This is a genomic window from Stenotrophomonas sp. JAG2, assembly GCF_041080745.1.
GTDB classification, from domain to species: domain Bacteria; phylum Pseudomonadota; class Gammaproteobacteria; order Xanthomonadales; family Xanthomonadaceae; genus Stenotrophomonas; species Stenotrophomonas maltophilia_AA.
In genome coordinates, this window is the sequence record NZ_JBEUMH010000001.1 from 412,039 (window position 1) to 428,518 (window position 16,480).

Sequence of the window (16,480 nt, forward strand, 5' to 3'; positions counted from 1 at the left end):
AGGAGCCGACCAACGGTCGGCTCGACCGTGTCAGGCGGGGGAGAAGGTCAGCGTGGCGATCACGCCGCGCCCGGCACCCGGACGGACGTTGACCTGCCAGCCGTAGAGATCGCACAGGCGGCTGACGATGGACAGGCCGATACCACCGCCCTGCGAATGCCCCGCGTGCGTGCCGCGGTAGCCACGCTGGAACAGCTTGGCCGCATCTTCCTCGCTCAGGCCCGGGCCGCTGTCGATCACCTCGACCGCGTTGGCACCGACGCGTACCCGCACCGCGCCTTCCTTGGAGTACTTCACGGCGTTGCCGATCAGGTTGCCGAGTGCGACCGACAGGGCCGACTCCGGCGCATCGATCACCAGATCGTGGTTGCCTTCCAGGACCAGCTCCAGCGGCTTGCCACCCAGCTGGGCGCGATGCGAATCCAGCAGCTGCTCCGAAACCCGGGCGACATTGCTGCTGCCCTGCCCGCGCTCGTTGCGCGAGAGCAGCAGCAGCGCGCCGATCAGATCGGTGCATTGCTGTTCGGCACGCTGGATGCGCTGCAGGCGCTGCAGCACCTTGGGATCGAGATCCGGGCGGGTCAGCAGCAGCTCTGTGGCGCCGCGGATCACGGCCAGCGGCGTGCGCAGTTCGTGGCTGACGTCCGCATTGAACTCACGGTCGCGCTGCACCACTTCGGTCAGTCGCGCGGAGTAGTCATCCAGCGCCTGGGCCAGCTGGCCCACTTCATCGTCCGGGAAACGCGGCGCCAGGGGTTCGGGCTCGCTGGTGCCACCGCGGTAGGCGCGCAGGCGGGCGGCCAGGTCGGACACCGGCTTCATCACCTTGGAGGCGGACCACCAGCCCAGAACGAGGGACAGCACACTGAACACCAGGACCGAGAAGAACAGCGCGCGGTTGAGCTGACTCTCGCCTCGGATGCTCTCCGTCATGTCATAGGCGAGGAAGAACCACACCTCTGGCGTCTTGCGTACCGCCAGCTTGTAGGAAAACGGCTTGCCGCCGTCATCCACGCCGCTGACACCGTGGATGCCATCGTTGAACTCATACCAGTCCGGCTGCTCCAGGCGCAGCGCCTCGAACTTGTCCGGCCGGACCAGTCGGGCGTACATCTGCTGCACCGGAAGGTCGGGGCTGCGCGAGGGGTCTGCCGCGAAACGCTTGGCGTACTCGTTGATGTTGCGGTTCATGACATCTTCGACCAGCTGGTTCTCCACGCGGGCGCGGGTCCAGTTGGTGGCGAACGCAAACAGCGTGGTCAGGCAGAAGCCCAACAGCACGAACGAGACGATGATGCGGCTGCGCAGCCGGCGCCGATATGGCGCGCGGCGACGCCCCCCCCTGCCCGTCACCGGATCAGGCTTCCGGCGCGGCGATGCGGTATCCGATGCCATGACGGGTCTGGATCATCGGAACCTCGAAAGGCTTGTCGACCACGGCGCGCAGGCCGTGGATATGCACGCGCAGGGAATCCGAATCCGGCAGCTCTTCGCCCCACACGCGGGTTTCCAGCTCCTGGCGGGTGACGACGGCCGGGGAGGCCTCCATCAGCGCCTGCAGGATCTTCAGCGCGGTCGGGTTGAGCTGGAGCAGCTTGCCCTGGCGACGTACTTCCAGCGTATCCAGGTTGTACTCCAGGTCACCGGTTTCCAGCACGCGGGTCTGCACGCCCTTGCCGCGACGCGACAGGGCGTTCAGACGCACCTCGACTTCCTGCAGCGCGAACGGCTTGATCAGGTAGTCATCGGCACCGGAATCGAAGCCGGCCAGTTTGTTGTCCAGGGAATCGCGGGCAGTCAGCATCAGCACCGGGGTCTGCTTGCGCGCCTCGTTGCGGAGCTTGCGACAGACCTCGATCCCATCCATGCCGGGCAGGTTGAGGTCCAGCACGATCGCGTCGAACTCATGGACGACGGCCAGGTGCAGACCGGTGACGCCATCGGCAGCGAAGTCCACGGTGTGGCCGCGGTCTTCGAGGTAATCGCCCAGGTTGGCGGCAATGTCGCTGTTGTCTTCGATTACAAGGATTCGCACTGTGACCTCTAGTTGGAAAAACGACCGACGCGCTGCGCTTGGTCCATGCTGCTCTGGGACGTGTTCTTGATCCGTTCCCGCTGGGCGACCGTCATGCACTGCGTCTGCGGCATGTTGGAGCCCACCACGCGCTCACGCCTGCATATTAGACGGCTATCTTCGCGCGCCTGTGTCAAAACGGTGTTCACCACCTGCTGGTCGTTGAACAGTTCGTTGCGGTTGGCCGCAGAAAGGGTGGCCTCGCTGCCGCTCCGCTCGATGATGCCACGCATATGCCCCAAGGCCTGACGGACCCGGCTACGCTGATCCACGGTGATTTCCGAGTAGGTCTCGCCGCCGTTCAAGTCCGCTTCGATCTTGGTGATCTGTTCAGCCATGGGCTTGCCCGGCTCAAAGATTTCCTTGTTCTTCGGCGCCGCTGCGGCGCTTCCCATTGCCAGTGCCAGTGCCGCGGCCGCCATGGCCATCGTCAAACGCTTCATGTCGAGCTGATCCGTGCTTTGAAGTGAACGCCGAATGTATGCCGGGCCTGCCAGTGGCAGCAAGTGCTGGAGGTCAGGGAGAAAAAGGCCCAGGCGTTTCCGCCTGGGCCTGAAGGTGTTTCCCGATTACCGATCCTGCTGAGGAGGGCAGAGCTGCGGTTCGACAGAGCCTACGCCGGGGTCGATTAAACCGATGTTAAGACCCTACCCCACCTTGAAAAAACGCATCAACCCTTTGTATTTGCTGGCTTTTTCAGCGATGCAACGTGGTCGATGATGCGTCCGGCGAGGTCGGCCTGGCAGATCGCCTCGATGCCTTCCAGCCCGGGGGTGGAATTGACCTCCAGCACCAGCGGGCCGCGGCTGGAGCGGATCAGGTCCACCCCGGCCACCCCCAGCCCCAGGGCTTTGGCCGAGCGCACGGCCACCAGCTGCTCGGCCCGGCTGGCCTTGGCGGCGCGGGCGCTGCCGCCGGCATGCAGGTTGGAGCGGAAGTCGCCGTCCGGGGCCTGCCGCTGCATGGCCCCGACCACCTGGTCGCCGACCACCAGGCAGCGCAGGTCGGCGCCCTGCGCCTCGCCGATGAACTCCTGCATCAGGAAGTTGGCATACAGCCCCCGCAACGCCTCCACGATGCCGCGCGAGGCGCTGGCCTTCTCGGTCAGGATCACGCCACGGCCCTGGGTGCCCTCGTTGAGCTTCACCACGTGCGGCGGCGGGCCGAGCATCGAAAGCAGATCGACGGTGTCATCCGGGTTGTCACCAAATACCGTGACCGGCATGTCGATGCCCTTGGAGGCCAGGATCTGATGCGCCCGCAGCTTGTCGCGCGCACGCAGGATCGCATCGGAGGGATTGGGGGTGCGCGCGCCCATCATCTCGAACTGGCGCAGGACCGCCGTGCCATAGCGGGTGACGGAGGCGCCGATGCGCGGGATCACCGCGTCCACCCCGGTGATCGGCCGCCCCTTGTAATGCATGGTGAAGCCGTCCGCCGCGATCCGCATGTAACAGCGCAGCGGATCGAGGATGCGCACGGTATGGCCACGCGCACGCGCGGCCTCCACCAGGCGGCGCGTGGAGTACAGCTTGCTGTTGCGGGACAGGATGGCGAGTTTCATCGCGGCGCAGGGGGCGGGAAAGCGCGAAGCATAGCGCGCTGGGCGCATGGGGGAAGTAAGGTCGCGCTCACTCGAGATGGACGTCGAAAGGGCAGCAGGCCGCCTCCCCTCTCACACCCACATCACGCTGCAACGAACACATCGAGTGCATGCGGGCGCTTGAGCAAAGGGCTGCCCTCGCCAAGAAGAGCGATGACCTGCTTCAATTATCCACAGGGGGCCGCTCGGGTTTCATTGGACCGGTGGTGACACTGCCGCCACTACTGCCCCCACCTCCACTGCCCCCGCTGTAACCACCGCCCGAATTGCCTCGTCCGCCTCGGCCACTGCTATTGCCGTCCCCGCCAGTGCCACCAGCCGGATCACCAGGCGCCGTGCGCGCAACTGGCTGCCCACCTGTGAAGTTCTGCGAGTTGCGGGTGTAAATGACACAGTAGCCCGCATTGCACACCATGAATTGATCACCGGCCATTGGCGTATAGGTGGCTTTTGTGGCCGAGAGCCAATTGCTCATGTACTCCAAGTAAGCCACGGTGCCCGGTTCGGGGCCAGGTGATTTCAATTGGCAGGCATTGCAATCGAAACTTCCGTAAAACTCTGGCTGACCAACCGCTCGGTTTCCTGCAACTCCTATAACAACTCCCGACGCGAATACAACCGACCCTAGCAGCAACTTCCTGATCATCAATGGCTCCATTTAATTTCCGCATCAGTCATCCGTAGCGACCTTTTGACCACGATCGCCCCCGAGCACCCCTCTCTTATTCATCAACGATCGCAACGAATCAGTGCCCACAGCACCTCGACACTATTTCTTGAGCAACTGCATGCGCTTCTTCCTGCTGCGACACGGTCAGTCCAGTCATGGCCAGGCCAATTGGCTTCGAGGGCACTTCAAGGGGAGCGACGCGCTCCGCCGCCAATCGATACGCAGCAGATCTCACCCGGTCGTGAGGCATCAGTTCACTGGCGCCATACATGATCGACAGCGCGAGCATTGCACCGGGATCCCCCTGATCAACGAGACCATCCATGAAGGCCACGCTGCGCTCCACATAGTCTGCAACCCGCTCAGGGTCCATCTCTGAAATAAGCCCATCGCCAAGGATTGCAGCAGGGTCTGCGGCATACAGCATCATGCCCTCGGGGTCGCCTTGACCTGCAGCCAGCTCCAGCCATTCACCCCTCGATGCAACAAGCTGTTCAGCGCCTTGGCAATCGTCACGCAGACGGCGCCCAGCCCTGTCGAGCTCTTCGTCGCCAACGCCCGCCGACCGATACGCTGCTCTGATCTGCTCTGTCACCTCATGAGAGGCGTGATCAAAACAGCGCGAGAGTTTTGCGTAAATTCTGAAGGCAGCATCTGCATCACCCCGCTTCGCAGAGACGCCCAGACGCTCCACGATATCAATCGCCCTGCCAGCAGGGACGTCATCAAAGCCCGGCGTGCGCGATGAAGCTCGGCGACTGGCGGCAGCGCTCTCAGCCGAGTCGACAGCCGGTAGTGCCAGTACGCGCTGGGCACCATCAGCGCCATTGATATGCAGCGACTCATTGCCTGCAAAGAAGACCTGCCAGATAGCTGCCACCACGACCAAAATTCCCAGCACTAACGACAGGAACCCAATACTGTTTCTCATTGCCCCTCTTCGATACCGATAGACTGCGCAGGAGTCTCAACTTTCGATAAGACACGATGCCCTGCCTGCACGCGCCTGAGTACAGGGCATGTCCGCCAAATTGGGTAGGGATAAGCCGTTGCAACGCGCCACCATGAAAGGTCGAATGCGAAGCAGGATTGGAGACTGGCGGGAAAGATGCCTTGCGGACGCATCGCTTACTGGCGAAACACGCAGGCGACCCGCGCGACCGACAAGTAGTTCGGTGGGCTGGGCTTTGCAGAGGGGAGCAGCAGGTACGGCGCGGGCTTTCCGAACAAAAGCCTTGGGAGACATGGAGCGGGTGAAGGGAATCGAACCCTCGTCAGTAGCTTGGGAAGCTACAGCTCTACCATTGAGCTACACCCGCAAGGCGCGGCGTAAGTCTATTCGGGCGGGGCCCTCAAACGCAACGGGCGGCACTGGGCCGCCCGTTGTTTCACGCTTTCAGCATGCGTGCGCGGCGCCCGCGGACGGGCGCTGCGCACGTTGGATCAGAAGCTACCGCCGAAGCTGGCGAACAGCGACACGTCACGGGCGCGCTTCTGCATCGAGGTGGTGCTCATGCCGATGTTGCTGCTCAGGCCCCACAGGTTCAGGCGCGCACCCAGCACGGCGGTGGCGTAGTCCTTGTCGAATTCGAGGCCCGGCACCTTGTACATGCCCACGTCCGGCATGGACTGCAGCCAGGCGCTGGCCTGCTTGCCGTCCTCGAACTCGTGGTCATAGGTCACCTGGACGTACGGCTTGACGTTGCCGCCGTCGAAGCGGGCCTGCCAGCCGACGCGGCCGACGGTCGAGTCCGTGTCCTGGTCGGCATAGCCCAGCGCCGAGGCGCTCGGGTTGGACTCGGTGTAGCCGTCCAGCTTCACCTTCTGCCAGATCACGGCGGCGACCGGACCGTGGCGGAAGCCGCCCTCGGTGCCGAACTCATACCCGGCGTTCAACGCGGCGGTCAGGTTGCTGCCTTCCGGCGAGCCCTTGTGGATGCGCGTGGCCGGGCCGAGCTGCAGCTTGCGGGTCACGTCGTAGTCCAGCCAGCTGTAGCTGAGCTGGCCATTGACCCAGGCGCGGTCGCCATACCAGCCGGCGAACAGGCCCAGCGTGGTGTCGGACTGGGTGAAGTCGCCCTTGTTGTGGCCGAAATCGGCGTCCATGCGGCCGTAGCCGGCGAAGCCGCCGACCACCATGCCGTCACGCGCCCAATCCACGCCGAACAGGCCGGCCGGGGCCATGCCGTCGTACAGATCGGCGTGGGCATAGCGCTGCATGTCGCCGCGCAGGTTGCCCCACCAGCTCAGGCCGTCGGCCGGACGGCCGTCGACGTGCCAGCTCACCTGGTCGGCGCGCGAGCGGCCGATGGTCTGCGCGGAGTGGGTCAGGATCTGCTGGTTGCGCGGGGCTTCCAGGATCGACAGCGTGTACTCGCCCAGCATCTGGTGGGTGGCGGTGGTCGGGTGCACGCCATCAGCGAACACGTAGCTGTTGGCCGCGTCCGGGGTGGCGTAGCTGGTCGGGTTGCAGGTCAGCGACGAGGCCGTGGTGCAGGCCGGGCTGGTGACGTTGACGAAGCCGTACTGGCCCGGGTTGGCGACGATTTCCTGCAGGATGTGGAAGGTGTCGACCGGGATCACCTGCAGGCCGGCGGCCTTCAGGCCACCGAACAGGGCGTCGTTGTAGGCCTTGGCCAGCGCGGTACCGGCGGCCATGCCGGCCGGGCCACCGGCGCGGGCGCCCGGGGTCAGGCCGACGTCCGGAATGGTCGGTACGACGATGTATTCGGCGCCGGCCGCCTTCAGGGTGCCGACGATGCCGACCTGGTCGCGGACCGCGTTGGTCAGGGTCGCGACCAGCGGTGCGCCGGCCTGGATGGCGAACAGGTCATTGGCACCGCCCCACACGGTGTACAGGGCGTTCGGGTCGGCCTTGCCGCCGTTGGCTGCCAGGTACTGCGCGGTCTGGGTCTTGAGCGAGTACACCGGCACTGCCGGCGCGCCCGGGGCGAGGATCTGGCTGGTGTCCACGCCGACACGGGCGCCGCCGATGGCGTAGTTGTCACCGTTCTGGCCGTTGCCGTGTGCAGCACCGTTGGTGCCGTAGTAATGCGCCACGTGCTCGGCCCAGACCCAGCCCGGGTTGGTGGTGAACTGGCCGGTCACCGGCTGCACCGAGGCCGGCAGCAGCGGACGGAAGTAGCCCGCATCGGACAGGCTGTCGCCGATGAAGACGGTCTTGGTGTACGGCGACTGCGCCATGGCCGGCATCGCCGCCAAGGCGATGGCCACGGCCATGAGGGAGCGGATCGGGCGTTTGGTGAGCAACATGAAAACTCCTTGAAGGTGGGGAAGACGGCGGACGTACGCCGGCGCACGGTGCATGGTTCCACTGCACCCCGCCGGCATCACGCTGCGCTGCGGCATGAACGCCCCAGCCCCGCCGCCCGGCCATCGTTGGCCTGGCGCTCGCGGCACCTCTGCCGCGGGGCGCACAGGGTACGCACTGTGGTGTGATTGGGGGACAATACCGTCATGAACATCCAGCTCAACGGCGAGAACCGCCAGCTTCCGCACACCGCCACCGTCCATGACCTGCTGCACAGCGAGCAATTGCTCGAGCGCCGGGTGGCGGTCGAGGTCAACGGCGAGATCGTCACCCGCAGCCAGCACGCCAGCCACGGCCTGCGCGAAGGCGACGTGGTCGAGATCGTGCATGCACTGGGCGGTGGTTGAGGCAGCATCGTGACGCGTGATAGGCGATAATTCGGGCCATGAATGCACCTGCCCCCACTGATTCGCTGGTGATCGCCGGCAAGACCTATGCTTCCCGCCTGCTCACCGGCACCGGCAAGTTCAAGGATCTGGAAGAAACCCGCCTGGCCACCGAGGCCGCTGGCGCCCGGATCGTCACCGTGGCGATCCGCCGCACGAACATCGGGCAGAACCCGGGCGAGCCGAACCTGCTCGACGTGCTGCCGCCGGACCGCTACACCATCCTGCCCAACACCGCCGGCTGCTACACCGCCGAAGACGCCGTGCGCACCTGCCGGCTGGCCCGCGAGCTGCTGGACGGCCACAACCTGACCAAGCTGGAAGTGCTCGGCGATCAAAAGAGCCTGTATCCGGACGTGGTGCAGACCCTCAAGGCGGCCGAGCAGCTGGTCAAGGACGGCTTCGAGGTGATGGTCTATACCTCCGATGATCCGATACTGGCCAAGCGCCTGGAAGAGATCGGCTGCGCCGCGGTGATGCCGCTGGCTGCGCCGATCGGCTCGGGCCTGGGCATCCAGAACAAGTACAACCTGCTGCAGATCATCGAAGACGCCAAGGTGCCGATCATCGTCGATGCCGGCGTGGGCACCGCCTCCGATGCGGCGATCGCGATGGAGCTGGGCTGCGATGGCGTGCTGATGAACACCGCCATCGCCGGCGCGCGCAACCCCGTGTTGATGGCCAGCGCGATGCGCAAGGCCGTGGAAGCGGGTCGCGAAGCCTTCCTGGCCGGGCGCATTCCACGCAAGCGCTACGCCAGTGCCTCCTCGCCGATCGACGGGTTGATCGGCTGATGACCAATCCTTTCGACAGCGCCGGTGCCAAGGCACCGCCCAAGCCCTTCACCATCACCGAAGGCCGCCGCGAGGTCCGCAGTTTCGTGCTGCGCCAGGGCCGCTTCACCCCGGCCCAGCAGCGTGCGTTCGATGACCGCTGGCCGCGCTTCGGGCTGGACTTCACCGGTGAGCCGCGCGATCTCGATGCCACCTTCGGGCGCGATGCGCACAAGGTGCTGGAAATCGGCTTCGGCAACGGTGCGGCGCTGCGCTTCGCCGCGCAGCAGGATCCCAGCCGCGATTACATCGGCCTGGAAGTGCACGCCCCCGGCGTGGGCCGCCTGCTCAACGCCCTGGCCGACGACGATGCCGACCACGTGCGCCTGTACCACCACGATGCCGTGGAGGTGCTGGAGAAGGAAATCGCCGATGGTGCGCTGGATGAAGTACGCATCTATTTCCCGGACCCGTGGCACAAGAAGCGCCACAACAAGCGTCGCCTGATCCAGCCCGGCTTTGCCGCGCTGCTGGTGCGCAAGCTGCGCGTGGGTGGCCGCCTGCACTGCGCCACGGATTGGGAAGACTATGCCGAGCAGATGTGGGAGGTGCTCGACGCCACCGCCGGGCTGACCAACCGCGCCGGTCCGCGCGGCCAGGTCGAGCGTCCGGAATGGCGCCCGCAGACCCATTTCGAAACCCGTGGCCAGAAACTCGGCCATGGCGTGTGGGACCTGTTGTACGACCGCACCTGATCCCTCAAGGAACCGCGCCACCCCATGGATACCGCGCTGACGCTGACTACCGACATGAAGCTCGTCCTCGGGCTGGTCGGCTTCACGATGGCGATGTTCCTGTTCGAGCGCATCCGCGCCGACGTGGTGGCGCTGGTGGTGCTGGTGGTACTCGGCGTCACCGGGCTGATCGCGCCGGAGGAGATCTTCGGCGGCTTCTCCGGTAACGCGGTGATGAGCATCATCGCCACCACCATCCTCGGTGCGGGCCTGGACCGTACCGGGGCACTGAACCGGTTGGCGGCATGGCTGCTGCGGCGCGGACACGGCGTGGAAACGCGCCTGCTGATGATGACCACCGCGATCGCCGGGTTGAACTCCTCGTTCATGCAGAACCCCTCGGTGATGGCGCTGTACCTGCCGGTCGCTTCGCGCCTGGCCGCGCGTACCGGGCTGACCCTGCAGCGCCTGCTGCTGCCGATCGCCGCGGCCATCGTGATGGGCGGCGCGCTGACCATGGTCGGCAACTCGCCGTTGATCCTGCTCAACGATCTGCTGGCCTCGGCCAACAACAACCTGCCCTCGGGCCTGGCCACCATCGAGCCACTGCGCATGTTCGCGCCGCTGCCGATCGGCGTGGCCCTGCTGATCGCCTCGCTGCTGTATTTCCGCTACTTCGGTGATCGCAAGCTGGTCGAGGAAGAGACGCTGGCCAACGACGGCGTCACCCCGTCGCGCACCGAAAGCTACTTCGCCAAGACCTACGGCATCGAAGGCGATGTGTTCGAGCTGGTGGTCACCGCCGAAAGCCCGCTGGTCGGCATGACCCTGGGCGAGGCCGAGAACGTGCATGACGCGCCGCTGCTGCTGGCGCTCAAGACCGGGAACGACACCCGCCTGGCACCGCCGGCCGAAATGCGGATCTGGGTCGGCAGCGTGCTCGGCGTGATGGGCGCGCGCCAGCAGGTCAGCGATTTCGCGCAGAACCAGTTCCTGCGGATGTCCTCGCGGCTGAAGCACCTGGGCGATCTGTTCAACCCGAGCCGCGCCGGTATTTCCGAAGCGGTGGTGCCGCCGACCTCCGATGTGATCGGCAAGAGCGCCTCGGACCTGCGCCTGCGCAAGCAGCGCGGCATCAGCCTGCTGGCGATCAACCGCGACAAGCAGGTGATCCGCGAAGACGTGCGCAACGTAGCGCTGCGCGCGGGCGACATGCTGGTCTTCCACAGCATCTGGACCGATCTGGCGCAGGCGGCCAAGAGCCGCGACTTCGTGGTGGTCACCGATTACCCGAAGGGTGAGCAGCGGCCGCACAAGTTCAAGATCGCGATGAGCATCTTCGCCATCACCATCCTGATCGCGCTGACCTCCAAGCTGCCGGTGGCGCTGACCCTGATGACCGGCGTGGCCGGCATGCTGCTGACCGGCGTGCTGCGCATGGACGAGGCCTACGCCTCGATCAACTGGAAAACCGTGTTCATGATGGCCGGGCTGATTCCGCTCGGCTGGGCGATGGACAGCAGTGGCGCGGCGGCGTGGATCGCCGGCCATACCATCGACCGCCTGCCGACCGGCATCCCGGTGTGGGTGCTGGAGATCGCGCTCGCCTTGTTGACCACGATGTTCTCGCTGGTGATCAGCCATGTGGGCGCGACGATCGTGATGGTGCCGATCGCGGTGAACCTGGCGCTGGCGGCGGGTGGCAGCCCGACCGCATTCGCGCTGATCGTGGCGTTGTCGGCGTCCAACAACCTGATGACCGCCTCGAACCCGGTGATTTCGATGATCACCGGCCCGGCCAACTACACCCCGCGCGAGCTGTGGCGCGTCGGCGCCCCGCTGTCGTTGATCTATACGGCGGTGGTGGTGCTGATGATCAACCTGATGTTCTAGGGTTTGCCGGCCAGCGGCCGGCACTACCCGTCGGGTGCGACCGACACCGGGGCGTAGCGACCAACGGTCGCTACCTACCCGTGGGTTGGCGACCCGCCGTTCGTTGTCACCCCAGCCAGACCTGGCCGTCGCGCACCTGCACGGGGACCGTGCGCAGGCGATCACCGCGGCACGGGCCGGCCACGCAGTCGCCGTTGTCCAGCGAGAACGAGGCGCCATGCGCCGCGCAGACCAGGTGTCCTTCCCTGCTTTTCAGGAACTGCCCCGGCGCCCAGTCCAACCGACGGCCCGCGTGCGGGCAGATGTTCAGCCAGGCGCGCACCTCATCACCCTCGCGGTACAGCACCACCGATTCGCTGTCGCCGTCGATACGCACGTCGGTTTCGGCAAATCCCCCGTCCGCCAAGGCGTCCAGGGCGATGAGAGCGGTGGTGGTGGTCTCGGGAACGGACATGGCATCCAGGTAACGGGCAGTGGAGGCACAGTGTCTCACGCGCTCATGTCACTGGCTCCCGGATGAATACAAGTCATTGATTTGCAATGAGTGCGCGGTACGTTTAACGACTTTTTCACTCAATGACAAAAGCCAGCACGGATACTCGTCCACTGCTGACCTCAGCCAAAAAGAGTGCCATGTACAGCCGCTTCTTCCAGTTCAACCAATTCCGCACCCTGTTCGCGCCGCGCAAGCCGCGCCATCCGCTGGTGCGCGTCGCGGTCGGTCTGTTGGGCCTGGCGATCCTGGCCGCGCTGGTGTTCGTCGGTGTGTTCGTGGGCGCGGCGATGATCATCGCCGGCCTGGCATGGAAGCTGCTCGCCCAGCGCAAGAGTGCGCGCACCGCTCCGTCGCAGGTCGTGGACGGTGAATACCGCGTGGTCCGCAAGCAGGCCTTGCCGATGTCGCGTTGATCGACGCGCTTCCCTCCTGATGACGGCCGCGCCCTGCGCGGCCGTTTCTGTTTGTGGGACCGGAAAAACGCTCTAGACTGCGGCGAAACCTCTCCACAGGACGCACGCATGACCGATGTAATCCCCACGCCCGAGCAGCCCCGCATTCCGGTCGCCGGTGGCGGTACGTTTCCGGTGCGTCGCATCTACTGTGTCGGCCGCAACTTCGCCGATCACGCGCGCGAAATGGGTGCAGCGGTGCCGTCTGCCGATGATCGCGGCCGCCCGATGTTCTTCAGCAAGCCGGCCGATGCGATCGTGGTCGGCCATGACGATGTGATCCCCTACCCGCTCGCCACCCAGGACCTGCACCACGAGGTGGAGCTGGTGGTGGCGATCGGCAAGGACGCGCCCGCCGGCGAGCTGCCGGTCGACCAGGCCGAAGCGCTGGTGTTCGGTTATGGCGTCGGCCTGGACCTGACCCGCCGCGACCTGCAGGCCCAGGCCAAGGCCAAGGGCTACCCATGGGATCCGGCCAAGGGCTTCGATCAGTCCGCCCCGGTCAGTGAGCTGGTCCCGGCCGGCGAAGTCGGTGACCTGGCCGCGCTGAACCTGTCGCTGGAGATCAATGGCGAAGTGCGCCAACAGTCGCTGCTGGACCAGATGATCTGGAACGTGCCGGAGATCCTGCACGAGCTGTCCAAGCTGTGGGCGCTGCGCGCAGGCGATCTGGTGTTCATGGGCACCCCGTCGGGCGTAGCCGCGTTGAAGCCGGGCGACCGTTTCAGCGCGCGCCTGGAAAACGTGGCCGAGCGCCACGGCGTCATCGCCGGATGACAATGCCTGCGTTACGCTGCGGCGTCATTTGATTCCCCACTACGACAGGAGAGCCCGATGGGTGTACTGACTGAGTTCAAAGAATTCGCCATGCGTGGCAACGTCATCGACCTGGCGGTCGGTGTGGTCATCGGTGCGGCGTTCGGCAAGATCGTCACCGCGCTGGTGGACAAGATCATCATGCCGCCGCTGGGCTGGATGATCGGCCGCGTGGACTTCTCCGAGCTGGCGTGGACCCTGGCCCCGGCCCGGATCGCCGCAGATGGCAAGGAGATTCCGGCGGTGGTGATCGGCTACGGCGACTTCCTCAACACCGTGGTGCAGTTCGTGATCGTGGCCTTTGCGATCTTCATGGTCGTGAAATTCATCAACCGCCTGGCCCGCAAGAAGCAGGCCGAGCCGGCCGCCCCGGCGGCGCCGAGCGAAGAAGTGCTGCTGCTGCGCGAAATCCGCGACAACCTGAAGCACTGAGGCAGCGACACCGGTAGTGCCGGCCGCTGGCCGGCAGCACGGAAACGGTAGTGCCGGCCGCTGGCCGGCTCCACGGATATCCTGCATCGCGCAGAGCCGGCCAGCGGCCGGCACTACCTGAAAGCCCCGCTCCGGCGGGGGTTTCGCTTTTGGAAAACAGCATTCGCCGGAGCATGACCTACCGCCCATGTGCGCGCCGGACAGGCTGGTAAGCTCGGACGCTTCCGCCCCGTTTCCGGAGTTCGTCCATGCGTCGCCGCGTCCTTGCCATCGCATCTTCCCTCGCCCTGCTGGCCGCGCCCGCGTTCGCGGCGACCGGTATCACCACGCTGCCGCCGAAGTCGCTGGCCACCGCCGCCGAGCTGCGTGAGCAGGCCCTCAAGGACGACACCGGCTGGAAGGTGGTCGAGTCGCTGACCACCGAAATCGGCCCGCGCATCGCCGGCAGCGAGGCCGACGCGCGCGCGGTGGCCTGGGCGGTCGCCAAGTTAACATCGCTCGGCTTCGACAAGGTCTGGACCGAGCCGGTCACCTTCCCCAAGTGGGAGCGCCGCAGCGAGCATGCCGCGGTGATCGGCAAGCATGCCCAGCCGCTGGCCATCACCGCCCTCGGTGGCAGCCCGGGCGGCACGGTCGAGGCCGAGGTGGTGCGTTTCGCCGATCTGGCCGCGCTGCAGGCCGCGCCGGAAGGTTCGCTGAAGGGCAAGATCGCCTTCGTCGATTACCAGATGACCGCCTACCGCGATGGCCGCGACTACGGCAACGGCGGCGCGGTGCGCAGCAAGGGCCCGTCCGAGGCGATCCGCAAGGGTGCGATCGGCTTCGTGATGCGCTCCGCCGGTACCGACTCGCATCGCGTGCCGCACACCGGCATCACCCGCTTCGATGACGGCCTGACCCCCGTGCCGGCCGCCGCGCTGTCGGTGCCGGACGCCAACCAGCTGGCGCGCCTGGTCGCGCTGGGCAGCACCACGCTCAAGCTCAGCCTGGATTGCGGCTGGGACGGCAAGGCGACCTCGTACAACGTGATCGGCGAGATCACCGGGCGCAGCCTGCCCAAGGAAGTGGTGGTGATCGGCGGCCATCTCGATTCCTGGGACTTGGGCACCGGCGCGGTCGATGACGGCGCCGGCGTGGGCATCACCATGGCCGCCGGTCATCTGATCGGCCAGCTCAAGCAGGCGCCGAAGCGCACCATCCGCGTGATCGCCTTCGCCAACGAGGAGCAGGGCCTGTACGGCGGCAAGGCGTACGCCGAAGCGCACGCCAAGGATGTGGTGCTGCACCAGCTCGCGGCCGAGAGCGATTTCGGCGCGGGCCGCATCTACGCCTTCAACACCGGCTCACCGAACCCGGCCAACTCGCGCGAAGCCACCCGCCAGATCGCCGAGGTGCTCAAGCCGCTCGGCATCGAGTACGCCGCCGACAAGGGCGGCCCGGGCCCGGACGTGGGTCCGCTGGCAGCCAAGGGCGGTGCGTGGGCGTGGCTGGCACAGGATGGCAGCGACTACTTCCACCTGCACCACACCGCGGACGACACGCTCGACAAGATCGACCCCGCCGCCCTGGCGCAGAACGTAGCGGCGTATACCGTGTTCGCCTATCTCGCCGCCGAGGCCGAGGGCAGCTTCGGCAGCGAAGCCAAGCCGACCACGCCGCCGAGCGAGTAATCCCAACAGGCAGGTACCCGACGTTGGCAAATGGTAGGTACCTGACGTGGGCAAATGGTAGGTACCGACCGTTGGTCGGTACAAAAAAAAGCCCGGTCGCATTGCGACCGGGCTACCGGGATAACGTCACACCCCACGCGGTGAGCGCCGCTAGACCTTCGCGGTCCGGACAAGCGGATCGCCGCGCTGCGGGGGTGTCTCTCCTCACCCACGCAGCACAGCGTCCACCCGGCACTGTGCGCAGTTTTCACTGCGTGCACTATGCGATTAATCCGAAAGCGATGTAGTCACGACGATTTCGGTGAAACCGATCACACCGTGGGTGGCGCGAATGACGCCGCGCTCTCCCCGAAAACGCACATACGGGTCAGACGCGACTGCGTCCGAACCACTGCGCCAGCAACACTGCCGTCGCCGAGGCGACGTTGAGGCTTTCCACCGCACCCGTGCCCGGGATGGACACCTGGTGGTCGCACGCCTGCGCCAGCTCGCGATCCATGCCTTCGCCTTCGGCGCCCATCACGTAGACCAGACGCGCCGGCAGCGTGCTGGCGAACAGATCATCGCCGCCCTCCACCAGCGTGGCGGCCAGGCTCAAGCCGGCGGCACGCAGCTGCTCCATCGCTTCGGGCAGCGCCGGCAGCCGCACCAGCGGGACCGATTCGGCGCCCCCTTCGGCTACGCGCGCCGCTGCACCGGACAACGCCAACGTCGCGCCCGGCGGCAGCAGCAGCCCGGCCACACCGAAATGCGCGGCCGAGCGCAGGATCGCGCCGAAGTTGTGCGGATTGCCCACGCCATCCAGCCACAGCGCCAGCACCGGCGCGTCGGCGGGCAGCGTGGCCAGCCACTCCTCCAGCTCCAGCATCGGCGCGCGCAGCACGTCGGCCACCAGGCCTTCGTGATGCGTGGTCGCGGCAAGCTTGTTCAGATCGCCGTCTTCCACCACGCGGTAACCGACGCGGTTGGCGACGCACCACTTCAGCACCGGCTGCATGCGCGGGATCAGCGCCTCGGTCAGGTACAGCTTGCGCAGCGCCTGCGGGCGATGCTCGAACAGGGCCTGCACGGCATTCCAGCCATACAGGCGCAGCTCGTCGTTGCCACGGCCGGGCGGCGGCGGCGTGCCACCTTCGCGGGGCGGCAGCGG

The 16,480-nt window shown here is 66.1% G+C and carries 16 protein-coding genes and 1 tRNA gene; 8 read left to right on the forward strand and 9 right to left on the reverse strand.

Annotation, left to right across the window (positions count from 1 at the left end):
- Positions 1-30: 30 nt before the first annotated feature.
- The 7 genes from AB9O74_RS01740 to AB9O74_RS01770 form a co-directional block, all read right to left on the reverse strand.
- Positions 31-1,395, reverse strand: a complete 1,365-nt coding sequence (locus tag AB9O74_RS01740) for a HAMP domain-containing sensor histidine kinase (RefSeq protein ID WP_176988376.1) — start codon at positions 1,393-1,395, stop codon at positions 31-33.
- Positions 1,358-2,035: a response regulator transcription factor gene (locus AB9O74_RS01745; protein WP_019183933.1), complete on the reverse strand. Its 678-nt coding sequence runs from the start codon at positions 2,033-2,035 to the stop codon at positions 1,358-1,360. The genes AB9O74_RS01740 and AB9O74_RS01745 overlap by 38 nt, the downstream gene beginning before the upstream one ends.
- An 8-nt stretch (positions 2,036-2,043) precedes the next feature.
- Positions 2,044-2,517 (reverse strand): hypothetical protein, encoded by a 474-nt coding sequence (locus AB9O74_RS01750; protein WP_369348182.1) that lies wholly within the window; start codon positions 2,515-2,517, stop codon positions 2,044-2,046.
- Positions 2,518-2,744: 227 nt separating this feature from the next.
- The gene (rimK, locus tag AB9O74_RS01755) at positions 2,745-3,638 is read right to left on the reverse strand and encodes a 30S ribosomal protein S6--L-glutamate ligase (protein WP_176988374.1); all 894 of its coding nucleotides are present in this window, start codon (positions 3,636-3,638) and stop codon (positions 2,745-2,747) included.
- Between the two features lie 785 nt (positions 3,639-4,423).
- Positions 4,424-5,278, reverse strand: a complete 855-nt coding sequence (locus AB9O74_RS01760) for a hypothetical protein (protein WP_369348183.1) — start codon at positions 5,276-5,278, stop codon at positions 4,424-4,426.
- A gap of 314 nt (positions 5,279-5,592) precedes the next feature.
- Positions 5,593-5,666, reverse strand: a tRNA-Gly gene (locus AB9O74_RS01765).
- Positions 5,667-5,790: 124 nt separating this feature from the next.
- The gene (locus AB9O74_RS01770; protein WP_369348184.1) at positions 5,791-7,620 is read right to left on the reverse strand and encodes an autotransporter outer membrane beta-barrel domain-containing protein; all 1,830 of its coding nucleotides are present in this window, start codon (positions 7,618-7,620) and stop codon (positions 5,791-5,793) included.
- A gap of 204 nt (positions 7,621-7,824) precedes the next feature.
- Between AB9O74_RS01770 and thiS the strand changes: the two genes are divergently transcribed.
- Genes thiS through AB9O74_RS01790 form a run of 4 tightly spaced genes read left to right on the forward strand, consistent with a single transcriptional unit; the run spans position 7,825 to position 11,464 of the window.
- Positions 7,825-8,025, forward strand: coding sequence for a sulfur carrier protein ThiS (gene thiS / locus AB9O74_RS01775; protein WP_176988371.1), 201 nt, complete (start codon positions 7,825-7,827; stop codon positions 8,023-8,025).
- 38 nt (positions 8,026-8,063) lie between these two features.
- Entirely contained in the window at positions 8,064-8,858 is a 795-nt protein-coding gene (locus AB9O74_RS01780) for a thiazole synthase (protein WP_070471215.1), read from the forward strand.
- Entirely contained in the window at positions 8,858-9,592 is a 735-nt protein-coding gene (gene trmB, locus AB9O74_RS01785; RefSeq protein WP_176988370.1) for a tRNA (guanosine(46)-N7)-methyltransferase TrmB, read from the forward strand. The genes AB9O74_RS01780 and trmB overlap by 1 nt, the downstream gene beginning before the upstream one ends.
- Positions 9,593-9,616: 24 nt before the next feature.
- Positions 9,617-11,464, forward strand: a complete 1,848-nt coding sequence (locus tag AB9O74_RS01790) for an SLC13 family permease (protein ID WP_121039313.1) — start codon at positions 9,617-9,619, stop codon at positions 11,462-11,464.
- Between the two features lie 106 nt (positions 11,465-11,570).
- Here AB9O74_RS01790 and AB9O74_RS01795 read toward each other — a convergent pair whose 3' ends face one another.
- Positions 11,571-11,918: a Rieske (2Fe-2S) protein gene (locus tag AB9O74_RS01795; protein ID WP_369348185.1), complete on the reverse strand. Its 348-nt coding sequence runs from the start codon at positions 11,916-11,918 to the stop codon at positions 11,571-11,573.
- 179 nt (positions 11,919-12,097) lie between these two features.
- On the opposite strand from AB9O74_RS01795, the gene AB9O74_RS01800 reads away from it, so the two are divergent.
- The 4 genes from AB9O74_RS01800 (at position 12,098) to AB9O74_RS01815 (ending at position 15,330) form a co-directional block, all read left to right on the forward strand.
- Positions 12,098-12,373 carry a hypothetical protein gene (locus AB9O74_RS01800; protein WP_176988368.1) on the forward strand — a complete coding sequence of 92 codons (276 nt, stop codon included), beginning with the start codon at positions 12,098-12,100 and terminating at the stop codon, positions 12,371-12,373.
- Positions 12,374-12,481: 108 nt separating this feature from the next.
- Entirely contained in the window at positions 12,482-13,189 is a 708-nt protein-coding gene (locus AB9O74_RS01805) for a fumarylacetoacetate hydrolase family protein (protein WP_369348186.1), read from the forward strand.
- 57 nt (positions 13,190-13,246) lie between these two features.
- On the forward strand, positions 13,247-13,660 hold the full coding sequence (mscL, locus tag AB9O74_RS01810) for a large-conductance mechanosensitive channel protein MscL (RefSeq protein WP_121039325.1): 414 nt from the start codon (positions 13,247-13,249) through the stop codon (positions 13,658-13,660).
- A 248-nt stretch (positions 13,661-13,908) separates the two neighbouring features.
- The gene (locus tag AB9O74_RS01815; protein ID WP_369348187.1) at positions 13,909-15,330 is read left to right on the forward strand and encodes a M20/M25/M40 family metallo-hydrolase; all 1,422 of its coding nucleotides are present in this window, start codon (positions 13,909-13,911) and stop codon (positions 15,328-15,330) included.
- Positions 15,331-15,697: 367 nt separating this feature from the next.
- On the opposite strand, the gene AB9O74_RS01820 is transcribed toward AB9O74_RS01815, so the two are convergent.
- Complete coding sequence (locus AB9O74_RS01820; protein WP_346479265.1) at positions 15,698-16,477, reverse strand: TrmH family RNA methyltransferase; 780 nt, start codon at positions 16,475-16,477, stop codon at positions 15,698-15,700.
- Positions 16,478-16,480 lie beyond the last annotated feature (3 nt).

Excerpts from the sequence above, each read along its gene's own strand:
- AB9O74_RS01740 (WP_176988376.1), bottom strand. The coding sequence starts at position 1,395 with ATGGCATCGGATACCGCATCGCCGCGCCGGAAGCCTGATCCGGTGACG.
- AB9O74_RS01750 (WP_369348182.1), bottom strand. The coding sequence starts at position 2,517 with ATGAAGCGTTTGACGATGGCCATGGCGGCCGCGGCACTGGCACTGGCA.
- rimK (WP_176988374.1), bottom strand. The coding sequence starts at position 3,638 with ATGAAACTCGCCATCCTGTCCCGCAACAGCAAGCTGTACTCCACGCGC.
- AB9O74_RS01760 (WP_369348183.1), bottom strand. The coding sequence starts at position 5,278 with ATGAGAAACAGTATTGGGTTCCTGTCGTTAGTGCTGGGAATTTTGGTC.
- AB9O74_RS01770 (WP_369348184.1), bottom strand. The coding sequence starts at position 7,620 with ATGTTGCTCACCAAACGCCCGATCCGCTCCCTCATGGCCGTGGCCATC.
- thiS (WP_176988371.1), top strand. The coding sequence starts at position 7,825 with ATGAACATCCAGCTCAACGGCGAGAACCGCCAGCTTCCGCACACCGCC.
- AB9O74_RS01780 (WP_070471215.1), top strand. The coding sequence starts at position 8,064 with ATGAATGCACCTGCCCCCACTGATTCGCTGGTGATCGCCGGCAAGACC.
- trmB (WP_176988370.1), top strand. The coding sequence starts at position 8,858 with ATGACCAATCCTTTCGACAGCGCCGGTGCCAAGGCACCGCCCAAGCCC.
- AB9O74_RS01790 (WP_121039313.1), top strand. The coding sequence starts at position 9,617 with ATGGATACCGCGCTGACGCTGACTACCGACATGAAGCTCGTCCTCGGG.
- AB9O74_RS01795 (WP_369348185.1), bottom strand. The coding sequence starts at position 11,918 with ATGTCCGTTCCCGAGACCACCACCACCGCTCTCATCGCCCTGGACGCC.
- AB9O74_RS01800 (WP_176988368.1), top strand. The coding sequence starts at position 12,098 with ATGTACAGCCGCTTCTTCCAGTTCAACCAATTCCGCACCCTGTTCGCG.
- AB9O74_RS01805 (WP_369348186.1), top strand. The coding sequence starts at position 12,482 with ATGACCGATGTAATCCCCACGCCCGAGCAGCCCCGCATTCCGGTCGCC.
- mscL (WP_121039325.1), top strand. The coding sequence starts at position 13,247 with ATGGGTGTACTGACTGAGTTCAAAGAATTCGCCATGCGTGGCAACGTC.
- AB9O74_RS01815 (WP_369348187.1), top strand. The coding sequence starts at position 13,909 with ATGCGTCGCCGCGTCCTTGCCATCGCATCTTCCCTCGCCCTGCTGGCC.